The organism is Paraburkholderia sp. BL21I4N1 (assembly GCF_002973525.1).
Lineage (GTDB): Bacteria > Pseudomonadota > Gammaproteobacteria > Burkholderiales > Burkholderiaceae > Paraburkholderia.
In genome coordinates this window covers 230,662-245,600 of the sequence record NZ_PVEN01000006.1, presented here as the reverse complement: position 1 = coordinate 245,600, position 14,939 = coordinate 230,662, and the positions used below count along the sequence as shown (strand labels likewise).

Here is a 14,939-nt window from a genome sequence, read left to right as displayed (position 1 = left end):
AGCTCGATTAACTTGCGCCGCCCGAATCGGCGGCGGTGAACACCTTCAGTTGCCAGCGGAACCGCACGGCCAGCATGCGCACCGCGAAGCCGCCCAACAGCACCGCGACGGAGGCCGGTCCCGGCTCCATGCCGCAACTTTGCAACGCCACGTACAACGTGCCGGCGCCGAGCGCGATGCTGGCGTACAACTCCTGACGCAACACCAGCGGAATCTGGTTGCACAGCAGGTCGCGCAACATGCCCCCGCACACGCCGGTGATCGCGCCGGCCAGCACCACGATCGCGGGGCTGACGTCCAGCGTGGCGGCCACGTCGCAGCCGATCACGGTGAAGGCGATCAGGCCGATGGCGTCGACGGTGACGAACAGCCACTGCCAGTTGCGCAGCCACTTCGCGCAGGCCGCCGCCACCGACGCTGCCCCGATTGTAATAAGAACGTAATCTGGATGCGAGATCCATGCAAGCGGATAGTGGCCGAGCAGGACGTCGCGCACCGTGCCGCCGCCGAGCGCGGTGACGGTGCCGACGAGGCACAGGCCGAAGCGGTCCATGCCGCGGCGCATGCCCATCAGCGCGCCGGACATGGCTTCGGCGACGATCGCAATGAGGTAGAGGAGGTGGAGCAGCATGACGGCGAGTCTCGACGGAGCGGGGCGCGAGGGCGGCTCCGTTAGCAGGAGTCGCGGCCTGGCGCGCGTTGAAAGCGGCCATTATCGTAAGCGGACCGTCAAGATGAAAATCGCTTAAGCCGAATTCCGCTATGCCAAATTCGGCTTAAGTTGATTGCGGCTTGAGGTGGGCTAAGCGTTTGCTGAATCGGCAGGGCACGAGATGCAAGACGCGCGCGGGCATAAAAAAACCGCGCGGACTTGAAAAATCCGCGCGGCTGCTTCGTTCGATTGATGCGTCGACTCCGACGCGGCGTGTTAAAGAGGCGCTCTCCGCCTGTAGAGCGCCTTCTTTTTTTGCAGTTGTTTTTGCAACTGTTTTACCGAGGTTCTTTCCGTTCCGCCGGACCGCTCATTTAGCCTGCGGCGAGCCCTGAACGCCGCATCAAGCCGGCAATGCGAAACTCGAAATCGCCTCGCGCAGCACCCCCACCTGATCCTTCAACGAATGCGCCGCCGCCGCCGCTTCCTCGACCAGTGCCGCGTTCTGTTGCGTCACCTGATCCATCTCGCCGACCGCGCGATTCACCTGCTCGATGCCCGCGCTCTGTTCACGCGACGCATTGCTGATCTCTTCGAGAATCTCGTTCACGCGGCGCACCGATTGCACGATCTCTCCCATCGTCGAGCCCGCATTCGCGACCAGCGACGCACCGGCTTCCACCGTGCCCGTCGACGTCTCGATCAACGCCTTGATCTCCTTTGCCGCCGTCGCCGAGCGTTGCGCGAGGCTGCGCACCTCGGCCGCGACCACCGCGAAACCACGTCCCTGTTCGCCGGCACGTGCCGCCTCCACGGCCGCATTCAACGCCAGAATATTGGTCTGAAACGCGATGCCGTCGATCACCCCAATGATGTCGCCGATCTGCCGCGAGCTGGTGGTGATCTCGCCCATCGTACGGACCACGTCGTCGACCACGCGGCTGCCGCGCGTCGCGACGTCGGCGGCTTGACCGGCGAGTTGCGCGGCCTGCAATGCGCTGTCCGCGTTCTGCTTCACGTTGACCGTCATCTGGTCCATGCTCGACGCCGTTTGCACGAGCGCCGCCGCCTGTTCCTCGGTGCGCTGCGACAGATCCGTGTTGCCGGCGGCGATTTCGGTCGCGCCGATATTGATGTTGTCGGTACCGAGTCGCACGCGCGACACCGTATCGACGAGCCCGGCCTGCATGGTCTGCAACGCATGCAGCAGGCTGCCGGGCTGGTCCGAATCGACCGGCACGCGAGTCGCGAGATTGCCGCGCGCCATCAGTTGCGCGTGTTCGACCGCCACTTCGAGATCACCGCCGAGCGTGCGGCGAATGCTGCGCAATACCAGCAGCATGACGGCCGTGGCGATCGCGCCGAGCGTTACGGTAATCACGAGCCAGCGCAGCAGATTCGCGTAGAACGCGCTTTGCACGTCGTCCATATACATGCCGGTGACGATGTACCAGTCCCACGGCGTGAAGTGCCGCGAGAAGCTGGTCTTCGCCACCGGTTTGTCGCTGCCGGGCTTGGACCACAAATAATCGACGAAGCCGCCGCCTTCATGATTGCCCGCGTTGACGATATCGACGAATAGATGATTGCCAGCCGGATCGGTGAACTGCGCCATGTTCTTGCCGTTCAGCTCTTTCTTGATCGGATGCATCAGCATGACCGGCTGCGAATCGTTGACGGAGATGTAGCCGTCCTTGCCGTAGCGCATCGCGCCGAGGCTGTCGAGCGCCTGTTTTTTGGCTTCGTCTTCAGTGATCGTGTGTTGCTGCGCCATCGTGTAGTAACGCGTCACGATGTGATTGGCCTGGTCGATCAGCGAGGTGAGTTGTTCGCGGCGATCCGAAATCATCGAGGCACGGTTTTGCCATGCGCCGAAGCCGCCGATCAGAATCAGACCGATCCAGAGAACGGCGATCATTGAGGCCAGTTTTTTGTTCAGAGTCATAGCAATGGCTTGTTGCTTTCGCAAGGTGGTCGGTCAGGTTTGGGTTCGCTGATGGGCATTCAGCGAGTCGCTTGTCGCTGACTGTGTTTACGGCTTGTCGGGATCGGAATCGCAGGGGAGGGGAAACCCGCTGTGTTGCGATTTCATTTGTCTTACCAAACACGCATCGAGCCGGAAGCGGCGATGTTTTTATACGCCGGGGTGCGTCAATTATTTTTGATTTATATCGGCTTGTTGAGTTTTTCTGTAGGGCGCGCATTGCCGCTAATACCGCCGATATCACGCAATTAAAGCGGCTGAAAAATGAAAACCCGTAAAAACAAATGGTTTATTCAATAAGGCGGATTGAGTCGCGCCCGCTTGTCTGCAAAAAACCGGCAGCGCACTCCGCGCGCCCATGCCTCGCCTGACTGGCGGCGTTTGCGTCAAAATCGCACATTATGCCAATAAATCGCAAGTGCGCCGACGCGACTCGGAAATGCAAAAAACGACACAATTTTCCACTTAATCGCAAGAAATGCGCGCTATCGGCGTCAAAAAGACGAATTAATAAAAATTCCGCTATAGTCGCCATTTTCCAGTCGCCAGCCGGGCAAAAAAGAGCACCAATAAGCCCGCCATCAGGAGTAAAGAACATGAACGCCCGCGAACCCGCTTTCGTCCCCACGTCCCGTAGCGCGCGCCTGCGCCAGATGCTTGTCAGCAACGAACTCGAATTCATGATGGAGGCACATAACGGCCTCTCCGCGCGCATCGTTCGCGAAGCCGGCTTCAAGGCGATCTGGGGCTCGGGCCTCGCGATCTCCGCGCAATTCGGCGTGCGCGACAACAACGAAGCGAGCTGGACCCAGGTGGTCGACAACCTCGAATTCATGGCCGACGCCAGCGACCTGCCGATCCTGCTGGACGGCGATACCGGCTACGGCAACTTCAACAACGTACGCCGTCTCGTGCGCAAGCTCGAACAACGCGGCATTGCCGGCGTATGTATCGAAGACAAGCAGTTCCCGAAGACCAACAGCTTCATTAACGGCGAAGCGCAGCCGCTCGCCGACATGGACGAGTTCTGCGGCAAGATCAAGGCCGGCAAAGACTCGCAGTCGGACGAAAACTTTTCGATCGTGGCGCGCGTCGAAGCGCTGATCGCCGGCTGGGGCATGGACGAAGCGCTGCGCCGCGCGGAAGCGTACCGGCAAGCCGGCGCGGACGCGATCCTGATTCACAGCAAGCTGTCGCGTCCCGACGAAATCCTCGAATTCGCGCGCGAATGGGCCGGCCGCGGTCCGCTCGTGATCGTGCCGACCAAGTACTACAGCACGCCGACCGAAGTGTTCCGCGAAGCGGGCATCAGCACGGTGATCTGGGCGAACCATCTGATTCGCGCGGCGACCTCGGCGATGCAGGCGGTCGCCAAGGAAATTCATTCGAGCGAAACGCTCGTCAACGTTGAAGACAGCATTGCCGCCGTCAACGAAATCTTCCGTCTGCAAGACGCCGACGAGTATTCGGAAGCGGAAGACCGCTATCTGTCGAGCGCGTCGGCCGGCTCCGCCGTGGTGCTCGCCGCGAGCCGCGGCAAGGGCCTCGAAGCCGTCACCGAAGACCGTCCGAAAGTGATGCTGCCGATCGCCGGCAAGCCGCTGCTGCGCTGGCTCGTCGACGCGTTCAAGAAGCAGGGCGTCAACGATATTACGGTGGTGGGCGGTTATCGCGCCGATGCGATCGACACCGCCGGCATCAAGCTGGTGGTCAACGAGCAGCACGCGCAAACCGGCGAACTCGCCTCGCTCGCCTGCGCCACGGGCAAGCTGAGCGGCGACACGGTGATCTCGTACGGCGATCTGCTGTTCCGCAGCTACATTCTGCGCGATCTGGTGGAGAGCGAAGCGGCCTTCAGCGTGGTGGTCGATTCGTCGCTGACCGATGCGGAAAACGCTAGCGTGCGCGATTTCGCGTGGTGCTCGGCGGGCGACGATCGTGGTCTGTTCGGCAACAAGGTGACGCTGCGTCATGTGTCGAGCGGGCAGGACGCGTCGTCGGCCATCGCATCGCAAACGCCGCACGGTCGCTGGGTCGGTTTGCTGAACGTGCGCGAGGCGGGTCAGCCGCGTTTGCAGGCGGTGTTGAGCCAGTTGCAGGCGCGTGCGGATTTCGCCACGCTCGACATGCCCGCGCTGCTTAACGCGCTGATCGAAGCGGGTGAATCGATCGAAGTGCAATACGTGCACGGCCACTGGCGCGGTGTGAACGACCTGGAAGACTTCCGTCGTGCCGGCGATTTCGCGCATGCGCAAGCGCCGTTCGCGGCCAACGTTGCCGCCACGGACGCCGCGAGCGGAGCCGCGCAATGATCGAGGCAGCACAGTTCGTCGAAGCGGCGCGCACGCGCGGCTTCGACTGGTATGCGGGGGTGCCGTGTTCGTATCTGACGCCGTTCATCAACTACGTGTTGCAGGACGAATCGCTGCACTACGTGTCGGCGGCGAATGAGGGCGACGCGGTCGCGTTGATCGCGGGCGTCACGCTCGGCGCGCGGAAAGGCCGGCGTGGCATCACGATGATGCAAAACTCCGGGCTCGGCAACGCCGTGAGCCCGTTGACCTCGCTGACGTGGACGTTCCGTCTGCCGCAGTTGCTGATCGTCACGTGGCGTGGTCAGCCGGGTGTGGCCGATGAGCCGCAGCATGCGCTGATGGGACCGGTCACGCCGCAGATGCTGGAAACCATGGAGATTCCATGGGAGACGTTCCCGACCGAGGCCGAGGCAATCGGCCCGGCGCTGGATCGCGCGATCGCGCATATGGACGAAACCGGCCGCCCGTACGCACTCGTCATGCAGAAGGGCAGCGTGGCGCCGTACGAGTTGAAGGACAACGGCGCGAGCGAGCGTCGCGTGCCGGTGGAGGCGCGTTCGCAATTCGGCAACGTCGCGGCGAACGAACTCGCTTCGCGTCACGACGCGTTGCAGAAGGTGATCGCGCATACGCCGCTGGACTCGACGGTTGTGCTCGCATCGACTGGTTTTTGCGGGCGCGAACTCTACGCGATCGACGACCGTGCGAACCAGCTCTACATGGTCGGCTCGATGGGCTGCGTGACGCCGTTCGCGTTGGGCCTCGCGCTGTCGCGTCCGGATCTGCACGTGGTCGCACTCGACGGCGACGGCGCGGCGCTGATGCGCATGGGCGCGTTTGCGACGCTCGGCGCGTACGGTCCCGGCAATCTGACCCACGTGCTGCTCGATAACGGCGCGCACGATTCCACCGGCGGCCAGGCGACGGTGTCGTCGCAGGTCTCGTTCGCGGGCGTGGCTGCCGCTTGCGGTTACGCGTCGGCGGTTGAAAGCGACGACGTCGGCGTGCTGGACGAACTGTTCGATGGCGCACCGCTCGACGGCCCGCGCTTCGCGCGTCTGGCGATTCGCCGTGGCACGCCCGACGGCCTGCCGCGTCCCACCATCACACCGCCCGATGTGAAGACGCGCCTGATGCGCCACATCGGCGCCGCTTAACGTACCCAAGTACCTGTCCAGGAACGCTCATGCTGCTACTCAATCCCGGCCCGGTGACGCTCACCGAACGTGTCCGCAACAGCCTGTTGCAGACGGATCTGTGCCATCGCGAAAGCGAGTTTTTCGACTTGCAGGAAGAGGCGCGCACGCGTCTGGTCGATCTGTACGGCCTCGACGCCAGCGAGTGGCAAGCGGTGCTGATGACCGGCTCCGGCACGGCTGCCGTGGAAAGCATGACCGCGGCGCTGGTGCCGAAAAACGGCAAGCTGCTGGTGGTGGAAAACGGCGTGTACGGCGAGCGTATTTCGCAGATCGCGACGCAGTACGGCATTGCGCACGAGTCGTTGAAACACGAATGGATGCAGGCGCCTGATCTGGCGAAGATCGCGGAACGTCTCGATGCCGACAAGGCGTTCACGCACCTCGCCGTGATTCATCACGAGACGACCACCGGCCGCCTGAACGATCTGACGGCGCTCGGCGCCTTGTGCCGCGAACGCGGCCTGCGTCTGCTGGTGGATGGCGTCAGCAGCTTCGGCGCGGAAGCGATCGATTTCGCCGACAGCAGTCTCGACGCGGTCGCCGCCACGGCGAATAAATGTCTGCATGGCGTGCCGGGCGCGTCGTTCGTGCTGGTGCGGCGCGCGGCGCTCGAACAGGCGGCGAGCCGCACGTACTACCTGGACCTCGGCCGTCTCGCGCGTTTGCAGGACCAGCGCAATACGCCGTTCACGCCTTCGGTGCACGCGTATTACGCGCTCGTCGAAGCGCTGCGCGAACTCGCCGACGAAGGCGGCTGGCGCGCGCGTCACGCACGCTACGCGGCGCTCGCGGAGCAGGCGCGGGTCGGGCTGGCGGAGCGCGGCATGGACAGCGTGTTGCCGCCGGAGCAGTCGTCGGTGGTGCTGCGCGCGTATCGCTTGCCGAAGGGCATTGCGTATCCGCAATTGCACGATGCGCTGAAGGCGCGCGGTTTCGTCATCTATGCGGGGCAAGGCGGGCTGTCGGCCGAACTGTTCCGCATTTCGACGATGGGCAATATTCACGCCGCCGATATCGATCGTCTGTTGCAGGGTTTTACCGAGCTGATGGGCTGATTCGGGCCGCCGCCGCTTTTCGCGCGCGGCGGCTTCCTCGCTGGTGCGACGTCGCGCCGTCGGCCACGCGGTTTCTACACCGGATCTTTGTCCGGCGGCCCGTCGGGCCGCTGCGGCTCCTCGGGGTGATGGCCGGGCGACGGTGGCACCAGCGGATCGGCTTCCGGGTCGCGATTCGGATCGGCATTGGGATCGGGAATCGGACTGGTATGCATGTCGTAGCTCATGGCTTCACCTCATGGTTGAGCGATGTGCAGGCCGGCTAACGGCTCGCGGTCGAGACGTTCAACCTTCAACCGCGGCCGCACCTCGCGCCGGCTGCTCCTTCCTCTTCAAGCCTAGCCGTTCGCACGACGGCTTGTCCGCTTACTTTCTCGTCCGACGCCCCACGCTCAGTTGCCAATAGCGTTCGGCGGCGAAGACGTCGTCGTAATTGCCTGCGCCGAACGCCTGCAACTGGCTTCCATACGCATTGACCGCCTCGCGTTTGAGTTGCGCGCGACGCTGGGCGTCGATCGTGTGGCCCGCGCTCGGCTGGGCCGGTGTGGCGACCACACCGCGCTGCACGAGATCGGCGAGGCGCGCCTGCACGACGCCGGGCGTGCGCCGGTGAATCGCTTCCTCATAACCGAACCATTCCAGATGCGACAGCCGCGGCAGGATTTCGCAGCAGGCTTCGAAAACCCGCACGTGGTCGTCGTGATGCAGACCGAGAGGCATCAGCAAGGTGTTCGCCGTGGTTCGGTAAATGGTCTCTTCCAGCGCCGCGGCCAGTTTGCTGATGGACGGCGAGTCGCGGTACTGGCCGTCGCGGAACGGCATGCGCAGCGGAATCGCGTCGAGTATTTCCAGTGCGAGGTTGTCTTCGCGCGTGCGCGCGTGGATGGCCTGAAAGGCGCCCGTGAAGCCCGATTTTTCATCCCATTCCGTTTGCATCTCCTGCTCGGGCGGCGCGGCGAAGACCGTGCAGATCGCCGTGTCGGGATGCGCGGCGAGGAGTTCGCCGCAACTGAAGACGGCGTCGTCGAAATGGGGCGAGACGATGAACAGACGCGGGCTGGTTTCGCTCATGGGACGTGTGGTGGTTTCAGGGACGCCTGCCCTGTGTGGGGCGCTGGCGTGGCGCTGGCGCGGCGTGGAAATCGCGGCGTCTCATCAGCTTAGGCGGAAACAGCGCGATTTGCGCGGCCGTTGTGGGATGTGCAAGCGACGTGCCTGCACGTTGCATGTTTCCCGCAAAGGCTCACCGTCGGGTCTCTGGGCCCGTCAATTCCACCGCACGCCTGAACGCGCTCACGATGGTCGCGACGATATCCTCGCGCAAGCGGGTATCGGCCGTTCTCAGGGCGTACGACGGATGCCACGTCGGCACGATCAGGCGCCCGTCGCGCGCAATGGTCTGCCCGAGGTATTCCGACAGATTGACATGCGCGCCGGTCAGCGCCTTCAGCGCGGTCGCGCCGAGCGTCACGACCACGCGCGGCGCGACCTGCGCCAGCTCCCGTTCCAGCCAGTACTGGCAAGCCTCGACCTCGCGCGGCGCGGGCGTGCGATGAATGCGCTGCTGGTCGAGCGTTTCCCACTTGTAATGTTTGACCGCATAGGTCAGGTACAGCGCCGACCGTTCGAGACCGGCGCGCGCGAGCACGGTGTCCAGCAACTGACCGGCCGGTCCGGTGAGCGGCTCGCCGTGCTGGTTCTCATCCTCGCCGGGCTGTTCGCCGACCACCATGAGCGCCGCCCGATCGGGTCCGGCACCCGCGACCGCCTGTTTCGCGTTGCGCCACAGCGCGCAGCGACGGCAGGTAGCGAGCGGTCCGGTGGGCTCGCGCAACGGCGGCGTCACCGCTGAATATTCGACGGGCGGCCTCTCCGGCACGGTAACGGCGGCACGCTGCGCGCCGAGACGGCTGCGCTCGCGCGCGAGGCGTGCGGGCAACGGTGGGCCGGCGGCCGGCATGCGCCAGTAGCGCAACGGCACGGGCGCCGGTTCGGCGTTGAAGGCGCTGGCGTAATAGGCGAGCCACAGCGCCTCGGTGGGTTCGCTGGTGATCGCCTCGCCGGTCATGGCGCTGGCGGCTAAGGCGTGAAGGGCGTGCGTGCTGTCCTCGGTGGCCGGGCGGCCGATCCGCAGTAGCATTCCGTTCCAGAACGCCGCGCCCTGCGGCGTGGCCAGCATCCACGTGGAGTCGCCCATACGCTTGCCGAAATACGCAGCGGCGCGTTCCAGCAGATCGTGATGCGGCTCGTACCAGCCGACGAACTCCGGCGGCCCCATCGACGGATCGCGCCGCCGGAATAGCGTGAGGGCCACCAGGTCTTCGGATTCGTGATCGACCGACTCGATGCGTTGTGCGAGTTGAGCGCCGTCGGGATCGTCGAGGGCAATGGCCTGACGCTCGCCGTGAGTCCAGCGCCAGAGAATGCGGTAGAGAAACGCCCAGCGGTCGGGGGCGCGGTAGCAGGCGGCCGCTTTTAGCCGCACAAGCAATTCGCGTGGGATGGCGGGCGGAGCGGTGGCGGCCGGAGTCGCCGAGGTGGCCGCTGTGGCCGTCACGTCTGCCGCACCAACCGCCGCTGGTCGCAACGTCTCTTGCCCCGCGTCCAAACGATCGCCCTCCAGCTCGACCCACTCGATCTGCGTCGGCTCGATCTGCTGCCGCAGCAGGGCTCGCGCCTCGCGACGCCATGCGGCAAAAAACGGTTCGATTGGAATGCGGTTCATGCCGGCAAAATACTGTATAAATATACAGTATCCGCCTAAACCGCCGCAGAGATCAAGCCGCTAGACCTTGAGCAGATCTTCCGGCGTATCCACGTCCCGCAAAATGCCCGGATCGTCGACATCCAGCCGCGTCACTCGTTGCGACATCAGCAAAGCGCGCGCGCCGGTATCGCCGTCGAGCGTCAGCAACGCCTCGCGATGTTCGATCCCGAAACCCACCGGATGCCCCCGCTGCCCCTGGTAAAACGGTGCGACCAGCGACGCCCCGCCATCGAGCGAATGGGCGACGGCCTCGATCGTGGCGGTGGCGATGCGCGGCATATCCGCCAGTGCGACGATCCAGCCTTCGGCGTCGTCGCTGGCTTCGATGCCGGCGGCGAGGCTCGCGCCCATGCCGCGCTCGGCGTTGGCGGCGAACACCACGTCGCAACCGGCGTCGTTCAGCAGCCGCGCGAGCGCGTCCGAGCCCGGCCGCACCACCGCGAGCACGCGCGTCACTACGCGCAGCAGCCGATGCGCGGCTTCATGCGCGACCGGCGTGCCGTCGGGCATGCGCGCTAAAAGTTTGTTGTGGAGGCCCTCGGGATCGAAACGGGAGCCGAAGCCGGCGGCGAGCAACACGCCAGTGGCAAGTGAGGCGTAAGCCATGGGCGGGCACCGGTAGAAAGAATGAGACCGATTGTGCGATGCAACCCAGACACAGGCAAGCGCCAATGCAGACGCCCGGCGCTTGCCGTCTAAATTCACATCGCTTTCGTCGAAGGTTGCTGCTTCTCGAGGTCACGCGGCCACGCTTTCATCGCCTCACGACGAAACGTGTTCGGCCAACGAGCGTGCCTTTCTCACACCGGCATCGCCCCCATCACCTTATCGAGCGTCACCGGCAAATCACGTACCCGTACCCCTGTCGCGTGATACACCGCGTTCGCGATCGCGGCCGGCACGCCGGTAATCCCGATCTCGCCGATGCCGCGCACGCCGAGCGAGTTGATGTACGGATCGGGCCGATCGATAAACGTAATGTCGAGCGAACCGATGTCCGCATTCACCGGCACGTGATACTCGGCGAGATTCGCGTTGGTGAAGCGTCCATGGCGCGTATCGAGCAGGGTTTCCTCCTGCAGCGCCGCGCCGATTCCCCAGACGATGCCGCCCATCAACTGACTGCGCGCCGTCTTCAGATTCAGCACGCGGCCCACGTCGTAAGCGGCCACGACGCGCGGCACGCGAATCGTGCCCAAGTCGGCGTCGACGTGCACCTCGACGAATACCGCACCGAACGAGTGGAACGAGTACTTCTGCTTTTCGTCGCCGGGTTTGACGGTCGAAGTCGCTTCGATCGGCTTGCCGCCCGACCGCGCGATGATCGCGGCCGCCGGATCGCGTTTGCCCGGTTGCGAACGGCTCGTCACCCAGCCGTCGATCACCGTGATGTTCTCGAGCGCGATACCGAACACGGGGGAAGCCTCGTCGGCGAGCGCCAGCGTGATCAACTGGCTGCGCGCCTGGTTGGCCGCGTCGCGCACGGCCGGCGACACGCTCGCCGCCGATTGCGAACCGCCCGACACCGGCGCACGCGGCAGCGAGGAATCGCCGAGCGCGAAGTGGATGTGCTCGGGCGCGAAGCCGAGCGCATCGGCGGCGACCTGGGTCATCACGGTGTAGGTGCCGGTGCCGAGATCTTGCGTGCCGGAGGCCACCATTGCGGTGCCATCCGGCAGAATTCGCGCAATGGCCGCCGCTTCGCTGCGGTTGGCCGGATAGGTCGCGGTCGCCATGCCGAGGCCGATCAGGGTGTTGCCGTCGCGCATGGAGCGCGGCGCGGCGTTGCGCCGCGACCAGCCGAATTTTTGCGCGCCGATCTGATAGCACTCGCGCAACGACTTGCCCGACCATGGCTTGTTTTCCTGCGGATCGGCCTCGGCGTAATTCTTCAGACGCAGCGCGAGCGGATCCATCTTCAGCGCGGCTGCGAGTTCGTCCATGGCCGATTCGAGCGCGAACGAACCGGTGGTCTCGCCCGGTGCGCGCATGAAGGTCGGCGTGCCGAGATTGAGCGGCACGATCCGGTGCGTGGTCACCTGGTTGGGCACCGCGTACAGCATGCGCGTGACCATGCAACAGGTCTCGGTCCAGTCTTCGATCACGGAAGTATTCGACATGCTGTCGTGACGCATGGCGGTCAGCGCGCCGTCGTGGCGCGCGGCCAGAATGAAGCGCTGCTCCGTATGCGGCCGCGCGCCGACCGGGCCGAACATTTGCGGCCGTTCGAGCGCGAGCCGCACCGGCCGGCCGGTCTGCCGCGCGGCCATCGCGCACAAGGACACATGCGACCACGACGAGCCCTTGCAACCAAAGCCGCCGCCTACAAACGGCGAAATCACGCGCACGTCGGCGGGCGACATGCCGAACGTTTTGGCGATGGCCTGCGCCGCGCTGCTGACTCCCTGCGTCGCGTCGTACAGCGTGAGCTGCGGACCGTCCCAGCGCGCCATCGTGGCGTGCGGCTCCATCGGGTTGTGATGCTCGATCGGCGTGGTGTAGGTCGCGTCCACCTGCACGGCGCCGCTGCGCATGCCGTCGTCGAAACTGCCGCGTTGCGTATCGGTCTGCCTGCCTTGCGGCCGATCCGGTGCATGCGCGTTCGGTTTCGCCTGCGTGAAGTCCACGCTCGCCGCGCTGCTTTGGTAGGTGATACGTAACTGGCGCGCGGCATCGGTGGCATGTTCGAGCGTGTCCGCGACCACTACCGCGACCGGCTCGTTGCTGTAGTGGACCTCGTTGTCCTGTAGCAGCGAAAGACGCCGGCCCGCCGGCGGCGCGAGCGCCGGTTTGCCGCCGTTCGGCAGACGCGGCGCGTTCTGATGCGTCATCACCAGTAGCACACCGGGCAGCGCCTGCGCGCGGCTCGCGTCGATCGACGCAATCGTGCCGCGCGCAATCGTGCTGGTCACGAGCACCGCATGCGCGAGACGCGCTTCGGGGAATTCGGCGGCGTAGCGCGCTTCGCCGGTCACTTTGAGCAGACCGTCGATGCGGTCGACCGGTTGTCCGATCAGAGTCATACGACACCTCCCGCAAGGCCGGCGGCCTGGTTCACGGCACGCACGATCGCGCGCTGCGCGAGCTGCACCTTGAAGCGATTGTCGCGCTGCGGACGTGCGTCGCGTAATGCGGCGGCGGCCGCGTTGCGCAGCGTGTCCTGCGTGAGCGTCTGACCGTTGAGCATCTGTTCGGCCGCACTCGCGCGCCACGGTTTGTGCGCGACGCCGCCCAACGCGATACGCGCGGTGCTCACCCGATCGCCGTCCATCTGCAAAGCGGCCGCCACGGAGATCAGCGCGAATGCGTAACTGGCGCGGTCACGCACTTTCAGATAATGCGCGTGGCTGCTGAAGAGCGGCGGCGGCAGATCGACGGCGGTGATCAATTCGCCGGGCTGCAAGGTCGTGTCGACGTCGGGGCGATCGCCCGGCAGCCGATGAAACTCGGCGAACGGAATCACGCGTTCGCCGGCGGGACCGCTGACGCGAACCACGGCATCGAGCGCCGCGAGCGCCACGCTCATGTCGGACGGATTCACGGCAATGCACTGCGCGCTCGTACCGAGAATCGCGTGCGTGCGGTTCAGGCCTTCGAGCGCCGCGCAGCCGCTGCCTGGCATGCGCTTGTTGCACTGCGTGAAGGCGATGTCGTAAAAGTAACCGCAGCGGGTACGCTGCAGCAGATTGCCGCCAACGGTCGCCATATTGCGCAATTGCGACGACGCGCCCGCCAGCAATGCTTGCGAAAGCAACGGGTATTGCTCGCGCACCACCGCGTGATTGGCCGCGTCGCTATTGCGCACCAGCGCGCCGATGCGAATGCCGCCACCGGGTTGCGTCGTGACCGTGTCGAGTCCGCCGATATGCGTGATATCGATCAGCCGCAGCGGCCGCGCCACACCGCCCTTCATCAGATCGAGCAGATTGGTGTCGCCGCCGATAAACACCGCACCCGGCTGCTGCGCCGCGCGCACGGCGCCGGCGACGTCGCCGGCGCGTTCGTAAGAGATCGCATCCATGCTGGTCGCTCCGTTACGCGTTGCGCTGGGCGCTGTCTTGCGCCTCGCCTTGCTGACCTTGCAACTGGCCGGCGGCCGCGTTGCCGGGCTGGCCGCCGCCCTCGTGTACCGCGCGTACGGCGGCGACGATGTTCGCGTAGGCGCCGCAGCGGCAGATATTGCCGCTCATGCGTTCGCGGATTTCAGCCTCGGACAGTTGCGCGGGGCGGCTGCGCACGTCGGCGGTGACGGTGCTGGCCGTGCCGCCGCGGAATTCGTTCAGCAGGGCAGTCGCGGAACACAACTGCCCGGGCGTACAGTAGCCGCACTGAAACGCGTCGTGTTCGATGAACGCGCGTTGCATCGGACTCAAAACGCCGTTGCTGGCGAGTCCTTCGACGGTCGTGATCTGCTCGCCTTCGTGCATGACCGCGAGCGTCAAACAGGCGTTGATGCGGCGGCCGTCGGCGAGCACCGTGCAGGCGCCGCATTGCCCGCGGTCGCAGCCTTTCTTCGTGCCCATCAGGCCCGCGTATTCGCGCAGCGCGTCGAGCAAAGTCACGCGCGGCTCGAGTTGCAGCGTGTAAGGCCGGCCGTTGACGGTCAACGTGACCGGACGCGGCGGCACGGGTTGCCGGACCGGCGCGGGCGGTGCGGCCGGCGTTTGGGTCTGCGCGTGCAGATGCGGTGCCGCGCCGACCGTCGCGGCAGCGGCGGCGGTTTGCAGAAAGCGGCGGCGTGAAGGTTGATGGGGCGTGGCGGCGGGTACGTCGCTCGAATCCGGATGATCGGTATGCGTGGGCATGACGTTCTGTCGACTCCATTGAAAGGTCAATGCAGGCTAGCGAAGCGTCGAACTCCGAGGCATCGCGATCCAACGGATTTCATACAGCAATTTGGATGCCGTTGTGAGTACAACGGTATTAGAAAAAAGGGGAGACAGCAAAGCGATTCTCAGTGACCGGCG

At 65.0% G+C, this 14,939-nt stretch carries 13 protein-coding genes; 3 read left to right on the top strand and 10 right to left on the bottom strand.

Annotation, left to right across the window (positions count from 1 at the left end):
• Positions 1-7: 7 nt before the first annotated feature.
• The 3 genes from B0G83_RS17950 to B0G83_RS38205 form a co-directional block, all read right to left on the bottom strand.
• Positions 8-631 carry a trimeric intracellular cation channel family protein gene (locus B0G83_RS17950; protein WP_105508721.1) on the bottom strand — a complete coding sequence of 208 codons (624 nt, stop codon included), beginning with the start codon at positions 629-631 and terminating at the stop codon, positions 8-10.
• 424 nt (positions 632-1,055) lie between these two features.
• Positions 1,056-2,597: a methyl-accepting chemotaxis protein gene (locus B0G83_RS17945; RefSeq protein ID WP_105508720.1), complete on the bottom strand. Its 1,542-nt coding sequence runs from the start codon at positions 2,595-2,597 to the stop codon at positions 1,056-1,058.
• Between the two features lie 328 nt (positions 2,598-2,925).
• Positions 2,926-3,234: a hypothetical protein gene (locus B0G83_RS38205; RefSeq protein ID WP_146120255.1), complete on the bottom strand. Its 309-nt coding sequence runs from the start codon at positions 3,232-3,234 to the stop codon at positions 2,926-2,928.
• On the opposite strand from B0G83_RS38205, the gene aepX reads away from it, so the two are divergent.
• The 3 genes from aepX to B0G83_RS17930 are packed head-to-tail and all read left to right on the top strand — an operon-like array spanning position 3,233 to position 7,205.
• The gene (gene aepX / locus B0G83_RS17940) at positions 3,233-4,948 is read left to right on the top strand and encodes a phosphoenolpyruvate mutase (RefSeq protein ID WP_105508719.1); all 1,716 of its coding nucleotides are present in this window, start codon (positions 3,233-3,235) and stop codon (positions 4,946-4,948) included. The two genes, B0G83_RS38205 and aepX, sit on opposite strands and share 2 nt — an antisense overlap.
• Positions 4,945-6,108 carry a phosphonopyruvate decarboxylase gene (gene aepY, locus B0G83_RS17935; RefSeq protein WP_105508718.1) on the top strand — a complete coding sequence of 388 codons (1,164 nt, stop codon included), beginning with the start codon at positions 4,945-4,947 and terminating at the stop codon, positions 6,106-6,108. The genes aepX and aepY overlap by 4 nt, the downstream gene beginning before the upstream one ends.
• A gap of 29 nt (positions 6,109-6,137) precedes the next feature.
• Positions 6,138-7,205 carry a 2-aminoethylphosphonate aminotransferase gene (locus B0G83_RS17930; protein WP_105508717.1) on the top strand — a complete coding sequence of 356 codons (1,068 nt, stop codon included), beginning with the start codon at positions 6,138-6,140 and terminating at the stop codon, positions 7,203-7,205.
• 74 nt (positions 7,206-7,279) lie between these two features.
• Here B0G83_RS17930 and B0G83_RS38670 read toward each other — a convergent pair whose 3' ends face one another.
• The 7 genes from B0G83_RS38670 to B0G83_RS17900 form a co-directional block, all read right to left on the bottom strand.
• Positions 7,280-7,432 (bottom strand): hypothetical protein, encoded by a 153-nt coding sequence (locus tag B0G83_RS38670; protein WP_167444599.1) that lies wholly within the window; start codon positions 7,430-7,432, stop codon positions 7,280-7,282.
• A 139-nt stretch (positions 7,433-7,571) separates the two neighbouring features.
• The gene (locus tag B0G83_RS17925) at positions 7,572-8,276 is read right to left on the bottom strand and encodes a PIG-L family deacetylase (RefSeq protein WP_105508716.1); all 705 of its coding nucleotides are present in this window, start codon (positions 8,274-8,276) and stop codon (positions 7,572-7,574) included.
• 172 nt (positions 8,277-8,448) lie between these two features.
• A complete protein-coding gene (locus B0G83_RS17920) occupies positions 8,449-9,930 on the bottom strand; it encodes a UdgX family uracil-DNA binding protein (protein WP_105508715.1) in 1,482 nt (493 codons plus the stop codon).
• 60 nt (positions 9,931-9,990) lie between these two features.
• Positions 9,991-10,578 (bottom strand): NTP transferase domain-containing protein, encoded by a 588-nt coding sequence (locus tag B0G83_RS17915; RefSeq protein WP_105508714.1) that lies wholly within the window; start codon positions 10,576-10,578, stop codon positions 9,991-9,993.
• Between the two features lie 194 nt (positions 10,579-10,772).
• Positions 10,773-12,995, bottom strand: coding sequence for a xanthine dehydrogenase family protein molybdopterin-binding subunit (locus tag B0G83_RS17910; protein WP_105508713.1), 2,223 nt, complete (start codon positions 12,993-12,995; stop codon positions 10,773-10,775).
• Entirely contained in the window at positions 12,992-13,993 is a 1,002-nt protein-coding gene (locus tag B0G83_RS17905) for a xanthine dehydrogenase family protein subunit M (protein ID WP_105508712.1), read from the bottom strand. Before B0G83_RS17905 ends, B0G83_RS17910 begins: the two co-directional genes overlap by 4 nt.
• Before the next feature lie 13 nt (positions 13,994-14,006).
• Complete coding sequence (locus tag B0G83_RS17900; RefSeq protein ID WP_105508711.1) at positions 14,007-14,777, bottom strand: 2Fe-2S iron-sulfur cluster-binding protein; 771 nt, start codon at positions 14,775-14,777, stop codon at positions 14,007-14,009.
• Between the last annotated feature and the right edge of the window lie 162 nt (positions 14,778-14,939).

What these genes read in the sequence shown, in the direction of transcription:
- B0G83_RS17950 (WP_105508721.1), bottom strand. Translation starts at nt 631, where the DNA reads ATGCTGCTCCACCTCCTCTACCTCATTGCGATCGTCGCCGAAGCCATG.
- B0G83_RS17945 (WP_105508720.1), bottom strand. Translation starts at nt 2,597, where the DNA reads ATGACTCTGAACAAAAAACTGGCCTCAATGATCGCCGTTCTCTGGATC.
- aepX (WP_105508719.1), top strand. Translation starts at nt 3,233, where the DNA reads ATGAACGCCCGCGAACCCGCTTTCGTCCCCACGTCCCGTAGCGCGCGC.
- B0G83_RS38205 (WP_146120255.1), bottom strand. Translation starts at nt 3,234, where the DNA reads ATGTTCTTTACTCCTGATGGCGGGCTTATTGGTGCTCTTTTTTGCCCG.
- aepY (WP_105508718.1), top strand. Translation starts at nt 4,945, where the DNA reads ATGATCGAGGCAGCACAGTTCGTCGAAGCGGCGCGCACGCGCGGCTTC.
- B0G83_RS17930 (WP_105508717.1), top strand. Translation starts at nt 6,138, where the DNA reads ATGCTGCTACTCAATCCCGGCCCGGTGACGCTCACCGAACGTGTCCGC.
- B0G83_RS38670 (WP_167444599.1), bottom strand. Translation starts at nt 7,432, where the DNA reads ATGAGCTACGACATGCATACCAGTCCGATTCCCGATCCCAATGCCGAT.
- B0G83_RS17925 (WP_105508716.1), bottom strand. Translation starts at nt 8,276, where the DNA reads ATGAGCGAAACCAGCCCGCGTCTGTTCATCGTCTCGCCCCATTTCGAC.
- B0G83_RS17920 (WP_105508715.1), bottom strand. Translation starts at nt 9,930, where the DNA reads ATGAACCGCATTCCAATCGAACCGTTTTTTGCCGCATGGCGTCGCGAG.
- B0G83_RS17915 (WP_105508714.1), bottom strand. Translation starts at nt 10,578, where the DNA reads ATGGCTTACGCCTCACTTGCCACTGGCGTGTTGCTCGCCGCCGGCTTC.
- B0G83_RS17910 (WP_105508713.1), bottom strand. Translation starts at nt 12,995, where the DNA reads ATGACTCTGATCGGACAACCGGTCGACCGCATCGACGGTCTGCTCAAA.
- B0G83_RS17905 (WP_105508712.1), bottom strand. Translation starts at nt 13,993, where the DNA reads ATGGATGCGATCTCTTACGAACGCGCCGGCGACGTCGCCGGCGCCGTG.
- B0G83_RS17900 (WP_105508711.1), bottom strand. Translation starts at nt 14,777, where the DNA reads ATGCCCACGCATACCGATCATCCGGATTCGAGCGACGTACCCGCCGCC.